This is a genomic window from Citrobacter sp. wls615 (assembly GCF_005281355.1).
GTDB lineage: Bacteria > Pseudomonadota > Gammaproteobacteria > Enterobacterales > Enterobacteriaceae > Citrobacter > Citrobacter werkmanii.
Map to the genome: position 1 here is coordinate 1 of NZ_SZXM01000086.1, position 19,781 is coordinate 19,781.

At 50.5% G+C, this 19,781-nt stretch carries 18 protein-coding genes and 1 pseudogene; 9 read left to right on the top strand and 10 right to left on the bottom strand.

Annotated features, from left to right (window positions below; all coding sequences use genetic code 11):
• Positions 1–90: 90 nt before the first annotated feature.
• On the bottom strand, positions 91–609 hold the full coding sequence (gene mobB / locus FDX04_RS21710; RefSeq protein ID WP_137350461.1) for a molybdopterin-guanine dinucleotide biosynthesis protein MobB: 519 nt from the start codon (positions 607–609) through the stop codon (positions 91–93).
• Complete coding sequence (mobA, locus tag FDX04_RS21715) at positions 591–1,175, bottom strand: molybdenum cofactor guanylyltransferase MobA (RefSeq protein WP_137361690.1); 585 nt, start codon at positions 1,173–1,175, stop codon at positions 591–593. Before mobA ends, mobB begins: the two co-directional genes overlap by 19 nt.
• Before the next feature lie 69 nt (positions 1,176–1,244).
• Between mobA and FDX04_RS21720 the strand changes: the two genes are divergently transcribed.
• The 3 genes from FDX04_RS21720 to dsbA all read left to right on the top strand — a co-directional run bounded on the left by FDX04_RS21720 (position 1,245) and on the right by dsbA (position 3,217).
• Positions 1,245–1,514, top strand: a complete 270-nt coding sequence (locus FDX04_RS21720) for a YihD family protein (protein ID WP_003028616.1) — start codon at positions 1,245–1,247, stop codon at positions 1,512–1,514.
• Positions 1,515–1,590: 76 nt separating this feature from the next.
• Positions 1,591–2,577: a serine/threonine protein kinase gene (locus FDX04_RS21725; RefSeq protein ID WP_137371463.1), complete on the top strand. Its 987-nt coding sequence runs from the start codon at positions 1,591–1,593 to the stop codon at positions 2,575–2,577.
• 16 nt (positions 2,578–2,593) lie between these two features.
• Positions 2,594–3,217, top strand: a complete 624-nt coding sequence (gene dsbA / locus FDX04_RS21730; RefSeq protein WP_038635827.1) for a thiol:disulfide interchange protein DsbA — start codon at positions 2,594–2,596, stop codon at positions 3,215–3,217.
• Positions 3,218–3,230: 13 nt separating this feature from the next.
• Here dsbA and FDX04_RS21735 read toward each other — a convergent pair whose 3' ends face one another.
• Complete coding sequence (locus tag FDX04_RS21735; protein WP_249935553.1) at positions 3,231–4,094, bottom strand: acyltransferase; 864 nt, start codon at positions 4,092–4,094, stop codon at positions 3,231–3,233.
• On the opposite strand from FDX04_RS21735, the gene FDX04_RS24570 reads away from it, so the two are divergent.
• Both FDX04_RS24570 and polA read left to right on the top strand, forming a co-directional pair.
• The gene (locus FDX04_RS24570) at positions 3,979–4,314 is read left to right on the top strand and encodes a hypothetical protein (protein WP_233639323.1); all 336 of its coding nucleotides are present in this window, start codon (positions 3,979–3,981) and stop codon (positions 4,312–4,314) included. The two genes, FDX04_RS21735 and FDX04_RS24570, sit on opposite strands and share 116 nt — an antisense overlap.
• Before the next feature lie 215 nt (positions 4,315–4,529).
• The gene (gene polA, locus FDX04_RS21740; protein ID WP_137371465.1) at positions 4,530–7,316 is read left to right on the top strand and encodes a DNA polymerase I; all 2,787 of its coding nucleotides are present in this window, start codon (positions 4,530–4,532) and stop codon (positions 7,314–7,316) included.
• Positions 7,317–7,648: 332 nt separating this feature from the next.
• Here polA and yihA read toward each other — a convergent pair whose 3' ends face one another.
• Positions 7,649–8,281: a ribosome biogenesis GTP-binding protein YihA/YsxC gene (gene yihA / locus FDX04_RS21745; RefSeq protein WP_042313572.1), complete on the bottom strand. Its 633-nt coding sequence runs from the start codon at positions 8,279–8,281 to the stop codon at positions 7,649–7,651.
• Positions 8,282–8,490: 209 nt separating this feature from the next.
• Between yihA and FDX04_RS21750 the strand changes: the two are divergent.
• The 3 genes and pseudogenes from FDX04_RS21750 to hemN all read left to right on the top strand — a co-directional run bounded on the left by FDX04_RS21750 (position 8,491) and on the right by hemN (position 10,917).
• A pseudogene (locus tag FDX04_RS21750) lies at positions 8,491–8,739 on the top strand (hypothetical protein).
• 106 nt (positions 8,740–8,845) lie between these two features.
• The gene (gene yihI / locus FDX04_RS21755; RefSeq protein ID WP_047025942.1) at positions 8,846–9,355 is read left to right on the top strand and encodes a Der GTPase-activating protein YihI; all 510 of its coding nucleotides are present in this window, start codon (positions 8,846–8,848) and stop codon (positions 9,353–9,355) included.
• Between the two features lie 188 nt (positions 9,356–9,543).
• Positions 9,544–10,917 carry an oxygen-independent coproporphyrinogen III oxidase gene (gene hemN / locus FDX04_RS21760; RefSeq protein ID WP_038635842.1) on the top strand — a complete coding sequence of 458 codons (1,374 nt, stop codon included), beginning with the start codon at positions 9,544–9,546 and terminating at the stop codon, positions 10,915–10,917.
• Between the two features lie 89 nt (positions 10,918–11,006).
• On the opposite strand, the gene FDX04_RS21765 is transcribed toward hemN, so the two are convergent.
• The 4 genes from FDX04_RS21765 to glnA form a co-directional block, all read right to left on the bottom strand.
• A complete protein-coding gene (locus FDX04_RS21765) occupies positions 11,007–11,117 on the bottom strand; it encodes a YshB family small membrane protein (RefSeq protein WP_003028631.1) in 111 nt (36 codons plus the stop codon).
• A 112-nt stretch (positions 11,118–11,229) separates the two neighbouring features.
• The gene (glnG, locus tag FDX04_RS21770) at positions 11,230–12,639 is read right to left on the bottom strand and encodes a nitrogen regulation protein NR(I) (RefSeq protein WP_042313592.1); all 1,410 of its coding nucleotides are present in this window, start codon (positions 12,637–12,639) and stop codon (positions 11,230–11,232) included.
• Positions 12,640–12,650: 11 nt separating this feature from the next.
• On the bottom strand, positions 12,651–13,700 hold the full coding sequence (gene glnL, locus FDX04_RS21775) for a nitrogen regulation protein NR(II) (RefSeq protein WP_042313563.1): 1,050 nt from the start codon (positions 13,698–13,700) through the stop codon (positions 12,651–12,653).
• A 195-nt stretch (positions 13,701–13,895) separates the two neighbouring features.
• Entirely contained in the window at positions 13,896–15,305 is a 1,410-nt protein-coding gene (glnA, locus tag FDX04_RS21785; protein WP_003825314.1) for a glutamate--ammonia ligase, read from the bottom strand.
• A 380-nt stretch (positions 15,306–15,685) separates the two neighbouring features.
• On the opposite strand from glnA, the gene typA reads away from it, so the two are divergent.
• Positions 15,686–17,509: a ribosome-dependent GTPase TypA gene (typA, locus tag FDX04_RS21790; RefSeq protein ID WP_003028641.1), complete on the top strand. Its 1,824-nt coding sequence runs from the start codon at positions 15,686–15,688 to the stop codon at positions 17,507–17,509.
• Between the two features lie 69 nt (positions 17,510–17,578).
• Here typA and ompL read toward each other — a convergent pair whose 3' ends face one another.
• Both ompL and FDX04_RS21800 read right to left on the bottom strand, forming a co-directional pair.
• Entirely contained in the window at positions 17,579–18,271 is a 693-nt protein-coding gene (gene ompL, locus FDX04_RS21795; protein WP_137361695.1) for a porin OmpL, read from the bottom strand.
• 66 nt (positions 18,272–18,337) lie between these two features.
• On the bottom strand, positions 18,338–19,759 hold the full coding sequence (locus FDX04_RS21800; protein ID WP_137361696.1) for an MFS transporter: 1,422 nt from the start codon (positions 19,757–19,759) through the stop codon (positions 18,338–18,340).
• Between the last annotated feature and the right edge of the window lie 22 nt (positions 19,760–19,781).

Here is a 19,781-nt window from a genome sequence, read left to right on the forward strand (position 1 = left end):
TTGCGTCTGTGCGAAATGAAACCTGCCGGATGTGGCGTAAACGCCTTATCCGGCTTACCAAAGCGCATCAGGCGCATCACCACACCGTAGTTATCGTCTTGCCCATTGCGTAACGAAATCAGCAACTTGCTGTATATCATTAATATCTAATAATGGAACATCCACAGATAACGGAACATCACTGGCAACCGCGATAACAAACTCATCCATCGCCAACTCTTCAGGAGTATGTCCGCAGCCCTCACGAAAAAGCAGGATCTTCGCAACAGGTTCATGCTTAAATCCCTCAACCAGTACCATATCTAACGTCGAAGCATCCATTCTGCTTACCAGATACGCTAAATCCAGTTCGGGTTCTTCCGGTGTTTCTACCATTAACGCCCAACGTTGCTGGCTGGCGACCAGTGTTTGTGCCGCCCCTGCTTTGCGCAGCTCATAGCTGTCTTTACCGGGCTTGTCGACATCCATATTGTGATGAGTATGCTTAATCAATCCGGGTCTAATACCTCTGACACGCAGCTCAGGGATCAGTTTCTTTAGCAGCGTGGTTTTTCCCGTACCGCTCCATGCCGCAATGGCAAGTAATGGGATCATGATTTTTCCTGCCATTTTGCAAGTTCTTCAGGTGTGTTCACGTTTACGAATGCATCTTTATGATCGCTGAAATCGACGGCATGACCGCCAGCCTGACGCATAAAGACCATGACGCGTCGTTCACCTGACTGAAGATAATCCTGTAGCAAGGGCTGCAAGGAGCGGTGCATCAGGGCAATTGTCGGGTGATCTCTTTCCCCATCATGCACCCAGACGATTGGTGCAGCTTTGCGCTGCTCTTTTAAACGGGAGACCAGATCGTGAGGAATATAGGGCATATCGCACGGGCAGAACAAAAACCAGTCCCCCGCTTGCTGCAGGAATACCGACAGCATCCCAGCCAGTGGGCCAGGGAAATCGGCCAGGGCATCGGGAATAACTTTCAGGCCGCTTTGTTGGTAGATATCCCGGTGGCGATTGGCATTAACGACTACGGTATCGACCTGCAAAGCGAGAGTATCGGCCACATGTCGCCAAAGCGGTTTACCGTCCAGTTCAAGCAGGCCTTTATCGGTTCCGCCCATCCGTCTGGCCTTACCGCCCGCCAGCACAACCCCTGTTATTGCACTATCCAGAATCACTGATATCGCCTCTTTTAATGTGGGATTGACCCTGCTAACGTATCCGTATTAAGCCTAAGGAGCACAACCATGAAATGTAAACGCCTTAATGAAGTTATTGAACTCCTCCAGCCAGCCTGGCAGAAAGAACCTGATCTTAACCTGATGCAATTTTTACAGAAACTGGCGCAAGAGTCAGGTTTTGACGGTGAACTGGCGGATTTAACTGATGACATTCTGATCTATCACCTGAAAATGCGTGACTCGGCGAAAGACGCCGTCATCCCAGGTATTCAGAAAGATTATGAAGAAGATTTTAAAACAGCCCTTCTCCGCGCACGTGGCGTAATTAAAGAGTAAAAGCTTGTAATCGCCGCCACCGAAAGCGCTGCGAAATGATATCCTGAATCATTCGTAGTATTTTCCGGATGATGGGATGAACGACAACGCTTTTACTTTCCAGACGCTACACCCGGATACCATCATGGATGCACTGTTTGAGCAGGGGATCCGGGTGGACTCCGGGCTAACCCCGCTTAACAGCTATGAAAACCGTGTCTATCAGTTTCAGGACGAAGACCGTCGACGCTTTGTCGTTAAGTTTTATCGCCCTGAGCGTTGGTCCGTTGATCAGATCCAGGAAGAGCACCAGTTTGCGCTGGAACTGGTGAGCGATGAAGTGCCGGTTGCTGCTCCGCTGGTACTGAACGGCCAAACACTGTTAAGCCATCAGGGTTTTCATTATGCAATCTTCCCAAGCGTCGGCGGACGCCAGTTTGAGGCCGATAACATCGATCAGATGGAGGCGGTTGGGCGCTATCTGGGGCGTATGCACCAGACTGGCGGCAAGCGTAATTTCGCTTTCCGTCCCACGATTGGCCTTGAAGAGTATCTGACCGAACCGCGTAAACTGTTTGAACAGGCCCAACTTATTCCTTCAGGGCAAAAAGCGGCTTTCCTGAAGGCAACGGATGCGCTTATCGCGGTGGTTACCGAACGCTGGCATACGCGTTTTACTACGTTACGCCTGCACGGTGATTGTCATGCCGGTAATATTCTGTGGCGCGATGGCCCGATGTTTGTCGATTTAGATGATGCCCGCAATGGTCCGGCTATTCAGGATTTATGGATGCTCCTCAATGGTGATAAAGCTGAACAACGCATGCAGCTTGAAACCATTATCGAGGCTTATGAAGAGTTTAGTGAGTTCGACACGACAGAAATCGGACTGATCGAACCTTTACGTGCTATGCGTTTAGTTTATTATCTTGCATGGCTGATCCGACGTTGGGGTGACCCTGCGTTTCCAAAAAACTTCCCGTGGTTAACCGGGGAAGATTACTGGCATCGTCAGACCGCAACTTTTATTGAGCAGGCAAAAATTCTGCAAGAGCCCCCCTTACAATTAACGCCAATGTATTAATCGGAGAAACTTGAACATGAAAAAAATATGGCTGGCGCTGGCTGGTATGGTTTTAGCTTTTAGCGCATCTGCGGCGCAGTTCCAGGATGGTAAACAATACATCACTCTGGAAAAGCCTGTTGCGGGTGAACCGCAAGTGTTGGAGTTCTTCTCCTTCTACTGCCCGCACTGCTATCAGTTTGAAGAAGTGCTTCATGTGTCTGATAACGTGAAGAAAAAACTGCCGGAAGGCACCAAGATGACCAAATACCACGTCGAGTTTCTTGGGCCTTTGGGTAAAGATCTGACGCAGGCCTGGGCTGTTGCTATGGCACTTGGCGTTGAAGATAAGGTCACTGTTCCGCTGTTTGAAGGGGTTCAGAAAACCCAAACCGTTCAGTCTGTTGCAGATATCCGTAAAGTGTTTGTCGACGCGGGTATTAAAGGTGAAGACTACGATGCGGCATGGAACAGCTTTGTGGTGAAATCACTCGTGGCGCAGCAGGAAAAAGCGGCAGCTGATTTACAGCTGCAGGGCGTTCCGGCGATGTTCGTGAATGGTAAATACCAGGTAAACCCGCAGGGCATGGATACCAGCAGCATGGATATCTTTGTACAGCAATATGCGGATACCGTGAAATTCCTGGTTAGTCAGAAGTAAAAGCGAAAGCCGGTCATTGACCGGCTTTTTTGTTTGTGGCTTTAATCGCATCTATTTGCGCGTCTTTCTCGCTCCAGAGCGTATTCAACCATAGCTGAAACCGACGCTTGAAACCTTTATCGTTCACGTAATCACCGTGCAACTCTTCTTGAATTTGCTCCAGGTTCACTCGCACGACAATACGCGTTAATTTGCCGCTCAGCATATCGTAGAAAGGGTGGCTGCTATTTTCCGGGTAGCACAGCGTGACGTTCAGCAACTTATCAAACTGCGACCCCAGCACATTCAATGCCATAGCGATACCGGCCGCCTTAGGTGGGAGCAGGTTTTGATAGGGGGAGCGGGTTTGCTCACGTTTTTCATTAGTAAAGCGTGAACCTTCGACAAAATTGACGATAGTTGTCGGGTGTACGCGAAATTTCTCGCAGGAGCGACGCGTTGTTTCCACGTCTTTACCGCGCCGTTCCGGGTGACGGAGCAGGTAGCCGCGTGAATAACGTTTCATAAACGGCATATCCAGCGCCCAGCAGGCCAGGCCAATAAACGGCACCCAGGCGAGTTGTTGTTTGAGAAAATATTTATTCATCGGGATGTGCTTACGAAACAGAACGCAAAGCACGACGATATCGGCCCAGCTGTAATGATTACAAATGAGCAGATACCAGTTTTTTTTGCTAAGACCTTCCAGCCCTTCGACGTCCCACTTCAATCGTGGATTGAGGTGCAGCAGTATAGCCAGACCTTCACACCAGCAATACATCATGAAATTACAGAAGATGGAAACCTTGCGCCAGACGACAGGAACAGGCAAAAGGAGTTTTACCACCCCGGCAAGGATGATTGGCACAGAACAAAAAATCGTAACCAATATGGTCAATACGATACTCAGCAACAGCGTTATCGCAGCGAGTATTCTTGTCATAATTAAATTATTCAATAAGTTAGCCATAGACAGTGCGCTAAAAAGGCGCAAGGGGCTGATTTTATCAGAAAACGAACCAAATGATGGATCTTCCCTGAATAGAAAAAAAAGGAATATCTATCCACATCGGGATACAAGCGATAAAAATGGAATAAAATGCTGTAGATTTATTTAATTAACTGAAATATATGAAAAAATATAATGAATCAATAATTATCTTGCTATATTTAAAGAGCTGAAAATTATTTATTCACAAAGTTATCCACAGTCTTATTTGCGAGCAAAGCAGAAGAACTGCAAAAGTTTTTCGACAAAAACGGCGAAAAACTCATGTTTTCATCCCGTCTGTGGCATCCTTTACCCATAATCTGATAAACAGGCACGGACATTATGGTTCAGATCCCAGAAAACCCACTTATCCTTGTAGATGGCTCATCTTACCTTTATCGCGCATATCACGCGTTTCCGCCGCTGACTAACAGCGCAGGAGAACCTACTGGTGCGATGTACGGTGTTCTCAACATGCTGCGTAGCTTGATTCTACAATATCAGCCGACCCATGCTGCTGTGGTATTTGACGCTAAGGGTAAAACCTTCCGTGATGAATTATTCGAGCATTACAAGTCACACCGCCCGCCAATGCCTGACGATCTGCGCGCGCAGATTGAACCTCTACATGCGATGGTAAAAGCGATGGGGCTGCCATTACTGGCTGTTTCAGGCGTGGAAGCGGATGATGTTATCGGTACGCTGGCGCGTGAAGCGGAAAAGGTTGGTCGTCCGGTGCTGATCAGTACCGGTGATAAAGACATGGCTCAGCTGGTGACACCGAACATCACCCTGATCAACACCATGACCAATACTATCCTTGGCCCGGATGAAGTGGTGAATAAGTACGGTGTTCCACCTGAGCTGATCATTGATTTCCTGGCGCTGATGGGCGACTCCTCCGATAACATTCCTGGTGTACCTGGCGTGGGTGAAAAAACGGCTCAGGCGCTGCTCCAGGGCTTGGGGGGGCTGGATACCCTTTATGCTGAATCTGACAAAATTGCGGGGCTGACTTTCCGTGGTGCGAAAACCATGGCGGGCAAGCTTGAGCAAAATAAAGAGGTGGCGTACCTCTCTTATCAATTAGCGACCATTAAAACAGATGTTGAGCTGGAGTTAACCTGCGAGCAACTGCAAGTGAAGCAGCCCGCCGCAGATGAACTGCTTGGCCTGTTTAAACATTATGAGTTTAAGCGTTGGGTTGCAGACGTAGAAGCCGGTAAATGGCTGCAGGCGAAAGGAACGAAGCCGGCGGCTAAACCGCAGGAAACAATCGTCGTCGAGGCTACGCCGGAAGAACCTGCGACGGCTCTTTCGTACGATAACTACGTGACGATTCTGGATGAAGCGACGCTGGAAGAGTGGATCGCGAAGCTGAAAAAAGCGCCCGTCTTCGCCTTTGATACAGAAACTGACAGCCTGGACAATATCTCTGCGAATCTGGTTGGACTGTCTTTTGCCATTGAACCGGGCGTAGCTGCCTATGTTCCTGTTGCCCATGACTACCTGGACGCCCCCGATCAGATCACTCGCGACCGTGCGTTGGCGCTGCTGAAGCCGCTGTTGGAAGACGAAAACGCGCATAAAGTCGGGCAAAACCTGAAGTACGATCGCGGCATTCTGGCGAACTACGATATCGAACTGCGCGGCATCGTCTTTGACACCATGCTCGAGTCCTACATTCTTAACAGCGTTGCCGGTAGACACGATATGGACAGCCTGTCCGATCGCTGGCTGAAACATAAAACCATTACCTTTGAAGAGATTGCCGGAAAGGGCAAAAACCAGCTGACCTTTAACCAGATAGCGCTGGAAGAAGCTGGTCGTTACGCTGCGGAAGATGCCGACGTTACGCTACAACTGCATCTGAAGATGTGGCCGGAATTGCAGCAGCATAAAGGGCCGCTGAACGTCTTTGAAAATATCGATATGCCGCTGGTGCCGGTTTTGTCTCGCGTTGAGCGCAACGGTGTGAAAATCGATCCGGCTGTTCTGCACAAACATTCAGAAGAGCTGACGCTGCGTTTGAACGAGCTGGAGCAAAAAGCGCACGAGATTGCCGGAGAAGCATTTAACCTCTCTTCCACCAAGCAACTGCAGACCATCCTGTTTGAAAAGCAGGGTATTAAGCCGCTGAAGAAAACACCTGGCGGCGCGCCATCAACCTCGGAAGAGGTACTGGAAGAGCTGGCGCTGGACTACCCGTTGCCGAAAGTGATCCTGGAATATCGTGGGTTAGCAAAACTGAAGTCGACCTATACGGATAAGCTTCCGTTGATGATTAACAAGAAAACCGGGCGCGTACATACCTCCTATCATCAGGCGGTTACCGCTACCGGGCGCTTGTCTTCAACGGACCCGAATCTGCAGAACATCCCGGTACGTAATGACGAAGGTCGTCGTATTCGCCAGGCGTTTATTGCACCGGAAGACTACGTGATTGTTTCAGCGGACTACTCGCAGATTGAACTGCGTATCATGGCGCACCTCTCGCGTGATAAAGGCTTGCTTACTGCATTTGCCGAAGGGAAAGATATTCACCGCGCAACGGCCGCTGAAGTCTTTGGCTTACCGCTGGATTCAGTAACTAGCGAACAACGCCGCAGCGCGAAAGCTATCAACTTCGGTTTAATCTACGGGATGAGCGCCTTTGGTCTTGCTCGCCAGTTAAATATTCCGCGCAAAGAAGCTCAGAAGTACATGGATCTCTACTTCGAACGCTACCCTGGCGTGCTGGAATATATGGAACGCACGCGTGCACAGGCAAAAGAGCAGGGTTACGTTGAAACGCTGGAAGGGCGTCGCCTCTATTTGCCGGATATTAAATCCAGTAATGGCGCTCGTCGTGCGGGTGCTGAACGCGCCGCAATCAACGCCCCGATGCAAGGTACTGCCGCAGATATTATTAAGCGAGCCATGATAGCCGTAGACGGATGGCTGCAAACCGAGAAACCGCGCGTGCGCATGATCATGCAAGTTCACGATGAACTGGTGTTTGAAGTGCACAAAGATGACCTGGAAAGTGTGTCTAAAAAGATCCATCAACTGATGGAAAACGAGACCCAGATTGACGTGCCGTTATTAGTGGAAGTCGGTAGTGGTGAAAACTGGGATCAAGCGCACTAAGGGTTTACTGAATAACGACCTTTTTCGTAACTAAGCAACATAAGATAGAACTTTTTGTGATGTCCATTAGAATTCCCTATGTAAGGAATGAAAAAAAATTACAAAAAGTGCTTTCTGAGCTGCTCAAAAAAGAGTAAAGTTATTCACGTAGGGTACAGAGGTAAGATGTTCTATCTTTCAGACCTTTTACTTCACGTAATCGGATTTGGCTGAATATTTTAGCCGCCCCAGTCAGTAATGACTGGGGCGTTTTTTATTGTGCGCAAGAAAAGTTTCGCTCACACCGTAGGCCGGATAAGACGCGCAGCGGCGCCATCCGGCATAGCGGGGGATTATTCCCCGTCCTGAATCTCTTCGACCGGTGCCAGTTCACTAAACCAGCTATCCAGCTTCTGCCGCAGTTTGTCCACGCCCAGCTTTTTCAGTGATGAAAAGGCTTCTACCTGCACATCGCCATTAAATGCCAGCACGGCTTCACGTACCATATTCAGTTGAGCTTTGCGCGCGCCGCTGGCCAGCTTGTCTGCTTTAGTCAGTAGCACCAGAACCTGAACGTTGCTCTCTACCGCCCACAGGATCATCTGCTGATCCAGATCCTTAAGCGGATGACGAATATCCATCAGTACCACCAGACCTTGCAGGCTCTGACGTTTTTCCAGATATTCAGCCAGTGCGCGCTGCCATTTGCGCTTCATCTCTTCCGGCACTTCGGCGTAACCATACCCCGGCAGGTCAACCAGGCGTTTACCGTCAACGACTTCAAACAGGTTGATGAGCTGAGTACGGCCCGGTGTTTTAGATGTGCGCGCCAGACTCTTTTGATTAGTCAGGGTATTTAGCGCACTGGATTTGCCTGCGTTGGAACGGCCAGCAAAAGCCACTTCGATTCCGGTATCGGAAGGTAAGTGGCGAATATCAGGCGCACTCATCACAAAATGCGTCTGTTGATAATTCAAGTTAGTCAAAGCGGTCCTCTCCATCAATCAAGGCTTTGCAGCGATTATACCTGAACACCAGCAAAAGGCTGGTTTTTCGACGCGTGGCCTGTGTAAGTAAAAACCTCGCACTTTGTGAGACATTGCCGATAGTATCTATACGAGATGACAGTGTAAAAAATGACATGGCCTAAATAAATCATAGCGTTACAGTTAGGCACTATTCTTAAAATCCGAAATTGTTACCTTGGTTACTTGTACGTTTAAACCAAAACGGTAAAGTAGTGCCCATAGCGAGGAAGCTGACAGGATAGACGACTCAGGATGAGGGTCAGGAGCGCCAGGAGGCGAAGACACAGGATTGTCAGGAAGACAAACGTCCGGAGACGTTAGTAAAAGGAAATGGAAACAACACGGAATGTTTCAGGCTAAGGGAAAAACAGGGTGTGTTGATAGCCAACAGGGATAGTAGAGCCCGTAAGGGTTGAGAGTCAGGAAAAAAGGCGACAGATTACTCTGTCGCCTTTTTTCTTTATTTCTGCTAGATTCCGGCGCAAATATATACTGAATTAAAACAGCCAAAGACGAATCATGATGAAACCAACTTCTACACCACGCGGTAAAGGTCCTGCAAAAGCGCGTCGTAAAACACGCGAAGAAATTAACCAGGAAGCTCGCGACCGTAAGCGCCAGAAAAAACACCGTGGCCATGCGGCGGGTAGCCGTGCGTCCGGTAGCGATGGCGCATCTGGTGGCGGAAAGCAAAATAAGCAACAAGATCCTCGTATTGGCAGCAAAACCCCCATTCCATTGGGCGTGACCGAAAAAGTCACCAAACAGCACAAACCGAAGAGTGAGAAACCTATGCTTTCACCACAGGCTGAGTTGGATTTACTGGAAACGGATGAGCGCCTGGATGCGCTGCTGGAGCGTCTTGAAGCAGGAGAAACCCTGAGTGCGGAAGATCAAACCTGGGTTGATGCCAAGCTGGATCGCATTGATGAGCTGATGCAAAAGCTGGGTCTCTCTTACGATGACGAGGAAGAAGAGGAAGAAGAAGAAAAACCGGAAGACATGATGCGCCTGCTGAAAGGCGGCAACTAACGGTTTTACACCGTGGGTCTTCCCGTCCTGCTTATAACCCTTCCGGTTATATGTTATCTGGTGTGGTTATTCGTTAAACTACAGCGGTTGTCGCGGCGACAGAAGTGGCTGCGCAACCGGCTTATTACCCGCACAGGGGTTAAGCCGGTACGCCGTACCCGCCAGAGACGCCATCGGAAGGAGTGAGCATGTCAGAGCAGCTAATAGACTGGGACCTGGCCCTGATCCAGAAATATAACTATTCCGGGCCACGATATACCTCGTACCCAACCGCGCTGGAGTTTTCTGAAGACTACGGCGCCGAGGCGTTTTTAAACGCTGTGGCGCGTTACCCTGAGCGTCCGCTCTCGTTGTACGTTCACATCCCGTTCTGCCACAAACTGTGTTACTTCTGCGGCTGCAACAAGGTTGTGACGCGTCAGCAGCATAAAGCCGATCAATACCTCGATGTCTTAGAACAAGAAATTATTCATCGCGCACCGTTGTTTGCCGGACGTCATGTCAGTCAGCTGCACTGGGGCGGTGGCACGCCAACGTATCTGAATAAAGCGCAAATCAGCCGTTTGATGTCGCTGCTGCGTGGCAACTTCAACTTTAACGCGGATGCGGAAATCTCGATCGAAGTGGATCCGCGTGAAATTGAGCTGGATGTGCTCGATCATTTACGCGCTGAAGGTTTTAACCGCCTGAGCATGGGGGTGCAGGACTTCAATAAAGAAGTTCAGCGCCTGGTGAACCGTGAGCAGGATGAGGAGTTTATCTTTGCGCTGCTGAATCATGCGCGGGAGATTGGCTTTACCTCGACGAATATCGATCTGATTTATGGTTTGCCAAAACAGACGCCGGAAAGTTTCGCCTTCACCCTGAAACGCGTTGCTGAGCTGAATCCAGACCGACTGAGCGTCTTCAACTACGCTCACCTGCCGACGCTGTTTGCTGCTCAGCGCAAAATCAAAGATGCCGACCTGCCCAGCGCGCAACAGAAGTTGGATATCCTGCAGGAGACCATCTCTTCACTGACCGAAACCGGTTATCAGTTCATTGGCATGGATCACTTTGCTCGCCCGGATGACGAACTGGCGATTGCTCAACGCAAAGGTGTGCTGCATCGTAATTTCCAGGGGTATACCACCCAGGGGGATACCGATCTTCTGGGGATGGGCGTATCGGCCATCAGTATGATTGGCGACAACTACGCGCAGAACCAAAAAGAGCTGAAGCGCTATTATCAGCAGGTAGACGAGCAGGGGAACGCGTTATGGCGAGGAATTGCGCTGACCCGCGATGACTGTATTCGTCGGGATGTGATTAAGCTGCTGATCTGCAACTTCCGCCTCGACTATGCCGCCGTGGAACAGCAATGGGATCTGAATTTTGCTGACTATTTTGCCGAAGATCTGAAACTGCTGGCGCCGCTGGCGAAAGATGGGCTGGTGGATGTGAATGAGAAGGGAATTCAGGTTACGCCTAAGGGCCGCCTGCTGATCCGTAATATCTGCATGTGCTTCGATGCGTATCTGCGCCAGAAAGCGCGGATGCAGCAGTTCTCACGCGTCATTTAGCCGGGTTGCCCGGTGGCGCTGCGCTTACCGGGCCTACGCGTTGCGACAACCTGTAGGCCCGATAAGCGTTAGCGCCATCCGGCACATTGTCAGCTGAACAGTCCAACCAGCGCCGCGCACAGCACTGCGGCAACCGCAGTTTGTGGCGTATGGCTTTCGACCGCACCGCTCGACAGCAGATTAATCATTGATTCCAGCATGATGACTTCCCCCCGTTAGCCGGGCACGATCATACTTAACTCATCGGAACAGTAAAGCGCAAAATAGCAGCAATTTGCGCTCAATTATCAATCTTTACACTGTGACCGAGCGTCACTCCATTCCGAGTTCTTTTAACTTACGCGTCAAGGTATTACGGCCCCAGCCGAGCAAGCGCGCGGCTTCCTGTTTATGCCCCTGGGTATGACGTAGCGCGGTGGTCAATAGCGTGCGCTCCATCTCTGGTTGAGCTTCAGAAAGCAAATTTTGATGACCGGAACGTAATGCCCGGTCTGCCCACTGCGCTAACAGCGTTGCCCAACTGTCCGGCTGCATAGGGGACGGCGCGTCTGGCACGCTGGTTTCAAAAAGCTCGGCCGGCAAGTCCTGAATCAATACTTCTTGTCCGGCAGCCATAACGGTTAACCAGCGGCAGGTGTTTTCAAGCTGGCGTACGTTGCCCGGCCAGGCCAGACGCGTAAGCGCTGCCTCGGTTTCGGGATGTAATTGTTTGGCTTCCACCCCCAGTTCGCGGGCGGCTTCCTGCAGGAAATGACGTGCCAGGCGAGGGATGTCTTCCCGACGTTCACGCAGCGGGGGCAAATGAACGCGAATGACGTTCAGACGGTGGAATAAATCCTCACGGAATTTACCTTCCTGTACGCGCAGTTCCAGATTCTGATGCGTGGCGGCGATGATGCGAACATCCACTTTCACAGGCGCATAACCACCCACCCGGTAAAACTGTCCATCGGCTAATACGCGCAGTAAACGCGTTTGCACGTCCAGCGGCATATCGCCGATTTCATCGAGGAACAGCGTCCCACCGTCGGCCTGCTCAAAACGCCCCTGACGAATGGTATTTGCCCCGGTAAACGCCCCTTTCTCATGACCGAACAGTTCAGACTCGATCAAATCTTTCGGGATCGCCGCCATGTTCAGCGCGATAAACGGCGCTTTGACGCGTGGGCTGTGACGGTGTAGGGCATGAGCGACCAGCTCTTTACCGGTCCCGGACTCGCCATTAATCAATACGCTGATTGAAGAACGGGAAAGTCGGCCAATAATGCGAAAAACATCCTGCATCGCTGGCGCTTCGCCAATAATATCGGTCGTTGGTCCGTGGATTTGTACATTACGCGGCTGCTGCTGTTCCTGATAATGACTGATGGCACGTTCGACCAGCGCCACGGCTTCGTCAATATCAAAAGGTTTGGGCAGATAATCAAACGCCCCTTGCTGGTAGGCGCTGACGGCGGCATCCAGATCGGAATGCGCCGTCATTATGATGACCGGAAGCATTGGATGACGCTGTTTGATCTGTTTTAACAGCGTCAGACCGTCCATACCCGGCATGCGAATGTCTGACAACAATACGTCCGGTGTTTTGCTGGCCAGTGCGTCCAGCACCTCTTTACCGCTTTCAAATGCGGTACAGCTCAGACCAGCCCCTGCGAGCGCACGTTCTAGCACCCAACGGATGGAACTATCGTCATCAACGACCCAGACTATTCCTCGTTGCATAAACGTCACCTTTATTTCCTGATAGGCAGGTAAACCGAGAACTCGGTATGACCCGGCCAACTGGTAAATTCAATTTTGCCGGAATGCTGATCAATTAAATTACGGGCGATGGATAACCCAAGGCCGGTACCGCCCTCGCGACCGCTGACCATTGGGTAGAACAGCGTGTCCTGCAAATGAGAGGGAATACCCGGGCCGTTATCCTCAACATCGATCCGCGCCGCCAGACGGTAACGCACGCCGTGCAGCGTGAGCTGAAACGCAGTGCGGGTACGCAGTACGATCTCGCCACCTTCCGGCCCTAAGGCTTGCAGGGCATTGCGCACGATATTCAGCAAAACCTGTTCTATCTGGTCCGGGTCGTGCAATAACTCAGGCAGGCTCGGATCGTAATCACGAATTAGCGTAACGTTTTCTGGTACTTCCATCGAAACCAGCGCGACCACACGCTCCGCTACTTTGTGAATACTTTCCGTGACGTGCATGCCCGGTTGTTGCGGTCCTAACAGACGGTCGACCAGATTACGCAGGCGGTCGGCCTGCTCAATAATGACTTTGGTATATTCGGTCAGCGCCGGGTCCGGGAGCGCTTTACTGAGAAGCTGTGCCGCGCCGCGTAACCCGCCCAGCGGGTTTTTGATTTCATGCGCCAGCCCGCGTACCAGATCGCGGGCGGCAATTTGCTGGGCATGCTGGAGTTGTTCCTGACTCAGACGGCGCTGGTTATCCATTGGCGCCATCTCCAGCAGGATCAAGCCATCAGGCAGCCTCTGGGCGGTCACAGAGAGGATATGTGAGTGGCTGTCTATCACCAGCGTCACTTCGTTATCCGTAAAGCCCTGACCGGCTTCCAGGCTCTCACGCAGCAGTCCGATGTTTAACGAGAAATAACTCAACAGATCGGGCAGCGGTGTACCAAACAGTTTGCGGGAGCTTTGAGCGAGCAGCTGTTGTGCCGCCGGGTTGGCGTAATGTATCGACAGCTCATCGTCGACGAGTAAGATGCTATTGATTAAAGAATTGAGGATCTGCCCAGCATCGGGCAGCGTGCCGGTTGCCATTCAGCAGTCTCCTGAAAAGTGTTGCACCATTTTAGTGCATTATAGCTTTTTATGGATAAAAAGCGCGAGAAAGCAGGTTGTTAGTGGAGAAAAAAGCCCATCGTGTGATGGGCTGAAAGTTTCCACGGCAACTCAATTCCAGGTTATCGCGCCAACGCGTGACGCGACCTTCTCTGGAAAGTACAACTCAAACGATCAAACGCTGTAGTACAGCTCAAACTCTACCGGGTGCGGCGTCATGCGCACGCGGTCATCTTCTTCGCGACGCAGCGCAATGTACGCATCGATAGCTTCATTGGTGAACACGCCGCCTGCAGTCAGGAACTCGCGGTCCAGATCCAGTTCTTTCAGTGCTTCTTCCAGAGAACCCGCAACCTGTGGGATCTCTTTCGCTTCTTCAGGCGGCAGGTCGTACAGGTTTTTGTCCATCGCTTCGCCCGGGTGGATCTTGTTCTTAATACCGTCAAGACCCGCCATCAGCAGCGCGGCAAAGCACAGGTACGGGTTAGCAGCCGGGTCCGGGAAACGCACTTCGATACGACGCGCTTTCGGAGAAGCTACCACCGGAATACGGATGGAAGCAGAACGGTTACGGGCAGAGTAAGCCAGCATAACCGGCGCTTCGTAGCCCGGGACCAGACGTTTGTAGGAGTTGGTGGTCGGGTTCGCCAGGGCGTTGATCGCTTTAGCGTGTTTGATAACGCCGCCGATGTAGTACAGCGCCTGCTCAGACAGACCCGCATATTTGTCACCGGAGAACAGGTTTACGCCATTCTTGGACAAGGACATGTGGCAGTGCATACCGGAACCGTTATCGCCGAACATTGGTTTTGGCATAAAGGTCGCAGTTTTACCGAAACGGTGAGCAACGTTGTGCACCACATATTTGTAGATCTGAATTTCGTCCGCTTTTTTGGTCATGGTGTTGAAGCGGGTTGCGATTTCGTTCTGGCCAGCGGTTGCCACTTCGTGGTGGTGCGCTTCAACAACCAGACCCATTTCTTCCATGATCAGACACATGGTAGAACGGATGTCCTGAGAAGAATCTACCGGAGGAACCGGGAAGTAACCGCCTTTCACGCCAGGACGGTGACCTTTGTTACCACCTTCGTATTTGGTGGAGGAGTTCCATGCGCCTTCGATATCATCGATAGCCACGTGGGAACCGGAAATGGACGCGCCGAAACGGATGTCGTCAAACAGGAAGAACTCTGGCTCTGGCCCGAACAGAACGGTATCTGCGATGCCGGTAGAACGCAGGTACTCTTCAGCGCGTTTAGCGATGGAGCGCGGGTCACGGTCGTAGCCCTGCAGCGTACCTGGTTCCAGGATATCGCAACGGATGATCAGGGTAGACTCTTCAAAGAACGGGTCGATGAGAGCAGTAGACGCATCTGGCATCAGAACCATGTCTGATTCGTTAATACCTTTCCAGCCACCGATTGAGGAGCCGTCAAACATTTTGCCTTCTTCAAAGAATTCGGCATTTACCTGATGAGCAGGAATAGTGACGTGCTGTTCTTTACCTTTGGTATCAGTGAAGCGCAAATCAACAAACTTCACTTCGTGTTCATTCAGCATCGTCAAAACGTGTTCAGCGGACATACTTACTCTCCCGGATTGGTCATGGTCGTCGTGGTAACGAAGTCTTCAATTCTGCAAAAAATTGGCCGTGTCGCCGTAAAAAAGATAAAGCGAAATCTGTGCCAACTTTTAAATTGCCCCTAAAAGGCGTTATCATGCGCACTATCGTGCAAAGGGGCTGCACCATGAAGGATGTATTGCACCATTATAGTGCTTTAATGTGAACATTAAGCACCATATTGGTGCAAAGCACCCCAGATTACCCCTTTTAACGCTCCGTGAATGTGATCACAAAGAAACTCTGCAATACTTGTTTGCGGAGGATGTTTGTGATCCTGTTTTGTACTGCGATTAATCCGTGTACAATAACGCGCTATTTCTAAAATGCCTGAGGCAAAGTTGTGATCGAAAATTTGCGTAACATCGCCATCATCGCGCACGTAGACCATGGTAAAACGACCCTGGTAGACAAGCTGCTCCAACAATCCGGTACGTTCGATGCACGTGCTGAAACCCAAGAGCGCGTGATGGACTCCAACGATTTGGAGAAAGAGCGTGGGATTACCATCCTCGCTAAAAACACCGCTATCAAATGGAATGACTACCGTATCAACATCGTTGACACCCCGGGGCACGCCGACTTCGGTGGTGAAGTTGAACGTGTAATGTCCATGGTCGACTCCGTGCTGCTGGTGGTGGATGCAATGGATGGTCCGATGCCGCAGACGCGCTTCGTGACCAAAAAAGCCTTTGCCCATGGCCTGAAGCCAATTGTTGTTATCAACAAAGTTGACCGTCCTGGCGCGCGTCCTGACTGGGTTGTTGATCAGGTATTCGACCTGTTCGTTAACCTCGACGCTACCGACGAGCAGCTGGACTTCCCGATCGTTTACGCTTCCGCGCTGAACGGTATCGCAGGTCTGGATCACGAAGATATGGCGGAAGACATGACCCCGCTGTATCAGACCATCGTTGATCGCGTACCAGCTCCGAACGTAGACCTTGACGGCCCGCTGCAGATGCAAATCTCTCAGCTGGACTACAACAACTACGTTGGCGTTATCGGTATCGGCCGCATCAAACGCGGTAAAGTTAAACCGAACCAGCAGATCACTATCATTGATAGCGAAGGCAAAACCCGCAACGGTAAAGTCGGTAAAGTTCTGACCCACCTGGGTCTGGAACGTATCGAGAGTGATATTGCCGAAGCAGGCGATATCATCGCGATCACCGGTCTGGGCGAACTGAACATCTCCGACACCATCTGCGACCCGCAGAATGTCGAAGCGCTGCCGGCTCTGTCCGTTGATGAACCGACCGTAACCATGTTCTTCTGCGTAAACACCTCTCCGTTCTGTGGTAAAGAAGGTAAATATGTTACCTCTCGTCAGATCCTTGACCGCCTGAACAAAGAGCTGGTGCACAACGTTGCGTTGCGCGTTGAAGAAACCGAAGATGCGGATGCGTTCCGTGTATCCGGTCGTGGTGAGCTACACCTGTCTGTTCTGATCGAAAACATGCGTCGTGAAGGTTTCGAAATGGCGGTTTCCCGTCCGAAAGTTATCTTCCGCGAAATCGATGGCCGTAAACAAGAGCCGTTCGAAAACGTAACGCTGGACGTTGAAGAGCAGCATCAGGGTTCTGTGATGCAGGCGCTGGGTGAGCGTAAAGGCGATCTGAAAAACATGAATCCAGATGGCAAAGGCCGCGTACGTCTTGACTACGTGATCCCAAGCCGTGGTCTGATCGGCTTCCGTTCAGAATTCATGACCATGACCTCCGGTACCGGTCTGCTGTATTCCACCTTCAGCCACTACGACGACGTTCGTGCGGGTGATGTGGGTCAGCGTCAGAACGGCGTACTGATCTCCAACGGCCAGGGTAAAGCAGTTGCGTTCGCACTGTTCAGCCTGCAGGACCGCGGTAAGCTGTTCCTGGGTCACGGTGCTGAAGTTTACGAAGGCCAGATCATCGGTATTCACAGCCGCTCTAACGACCTGACCGTAAACTGCCTGACTGGTAAGAAACTGACCAACATGCGTGCGTCTGGTACTGACGAAGCAACGGTTCTGGTTCCGCCGGTTAAGATGACTCTGGAGCAGGCTCTGGAATTCATCGATGACGACGAACTGGTAGAAGTGACTCCAACCTCTATCCGTATTCGTAAGCGTCACCTGACTGAAAACGATCGTCGCCGTGCAATGCGTGGCGCGAAAGAAGAGTAATTAACGCTCTTTCTCAGGTAAGCATAAAAAAGCCGCTGATTATCAGCGGCTTTTTTTATCTCGGGAGTATCAGAAGAAATACTTTGCCCCAACACGAATCTGATTTTGTTCGCGATGATAGGGTTCCACATTACGATCTAACCAGCGTAATTCCAGGTAGGGCAACCAGTGTTCATTGATACGATACTTAAAGGTATTCGTAATTTCCCAGTGATGATCTTTTCCGTTACTGCTGTTGAAGTCATTGACTCGTATAAAATAGTGCGGCTCAAAGGTATAGGAAAATTTATCGGTGATGGTAAAGTTCCAGTAATTACCTATTTCATAGGTATCGTTATTATCCTGATCACCGTTTAGATCGGTTGAACTATAGTTATTATGGTTATAACGGTTACGCACGGTAAGATTAAACCACGGGGTAAATTTATAGTTAACATCCAGATAAGCCGCGCCACCAGAACCCGTACTCTTATCGTTTATCAATCCACCGGGCTGGATAGTTAATTTATCCGTTGGTTTAAATAAAGGATACCAACCTTCTATTTCGTTATAGCCGTGTTTTAACTCATCCTTACGTTGCATGGTGTAGGTGTTGGTGAGCATGATACCTGCGCCCATATCGGAGTTATAGCCAACGCGCATCATCACTTCTATCTGATCGGATGCCAGATTATATGCCTCACGGTTCTCGATATAGGCACCCGCAAAAACAGAAGTAGAAGCAACAGAGGATAAGAGAATTAGTGTTGTTAACTTTTTCATAATAAATCCATTTTTTAAGCGTAGGGAGGCCGCCATCCATTAAGATGGAGTAGGCGGCTATTATTTTTATACGTTTACAGCAGAGGTATTATTTTTAGTGGTAACAGGCTCCGATAGAGCATTGTTTTTCTTCCGTTGGCTGATTTCCTCAATAATAAAAGCAAAGCGAGTCTCGTTGAGCTTATAAAATAAACCCATCGTGAATGCAGCGATAATGGCCAGCCCACAAGGCCAGAGGAAAATAAGCTGACGCAGGCCGAGCAAAGTTGCATCGCTTTGGGTTATGTTGGGGATATAACCGATTTGCGTCAGCATGATGCCCGGCAGGAACCCAGCGAGCGCAGCGGAAATTTTGCGCGAAAAGGTATAACCCGTATACACCGAGCCTTCAGCGCGGATCCCCGTTTTCCATTCGCCATAATCGACCGTATCCGGAACCAGCGCCCAGTTCAGGCTGTTTACGAATGCTGTCCCGAAGAAAGCCATACAGGAGAACGTCACGAATAAAAATGACGTACTGCCCCAGAAAAAGTTCAGTACATCGCCAATAGCCCATAATGCCAGACCGCCGAGATAAACCTGCTTTTTACCGAAGCGTTTCACGGCCGCAGGAACCAGCAGCACACCGACCAAAATGCATCCCATGCTGAAAAAACCCATCCACGACAGCAGATGAATATCGTTGAGCACGTACTGGGTGTAATACACCTGGATTGCCAGTTTGATGTTGAATGCGGCCAGTGTGCACAGGTTGGCAACACACAGCACCAGCAGCGGAGGGTTACGGAAAATGGCACAGAACGATTTGAGAATGCTGGGCTTATGGTGATCCGGCACGATTTCGATATAGCGTTCTTTCACACCGCTAAAGCACCACCACATGCTGAACAGTCCGCAGACCGAAAAGATCAGTGCGGCAATCAGATAACCCAATGAGGGGGAACTGACAAATAGCGCCTGAATCGGCATAAAACCAACGGTGCACAATAACAGGCCAATGGTGGCGCCACCCTGACGCCAGGCGGCGAGCTGAGCGCGTTCATGTGGATTTTTCGTGATTGCAGGCACCATCGCGCCGTAGGAGCAGTTCATCAGGCTATAGAACAGACCGAACAGCATAAACAACACCGTCGCCAGCCCGGTTTTCACCGTGAGCGTAAAATCTGTCGCTAAAAACTGGGCGCTGGCCACGACTGCGACAGGAAATGACGCATACAAAATAAAGGGCCTGAATTTCCCTTTTGCGCCAATATTTCGCCTTGAATCCAGCAATACACCGGTCAGCATATCGGTAAAGGCGGTGAAGAATTTCGCCACCAGAAAGATAATCCCACCGTAATATGCGGGCATCCCTAGTTCATCGGTATAAAATTTAAGCAGATACAGCGTGCCGATACACAGCATCAAATTTGAGCCGAAGTCACCCACTCCGTAGGCGAATTTTTCACGCAGGCTCAGTTTTAGCGTTAGCGGATCATGAAAAGACATAATCGCTCCTCAATAGCGCCCC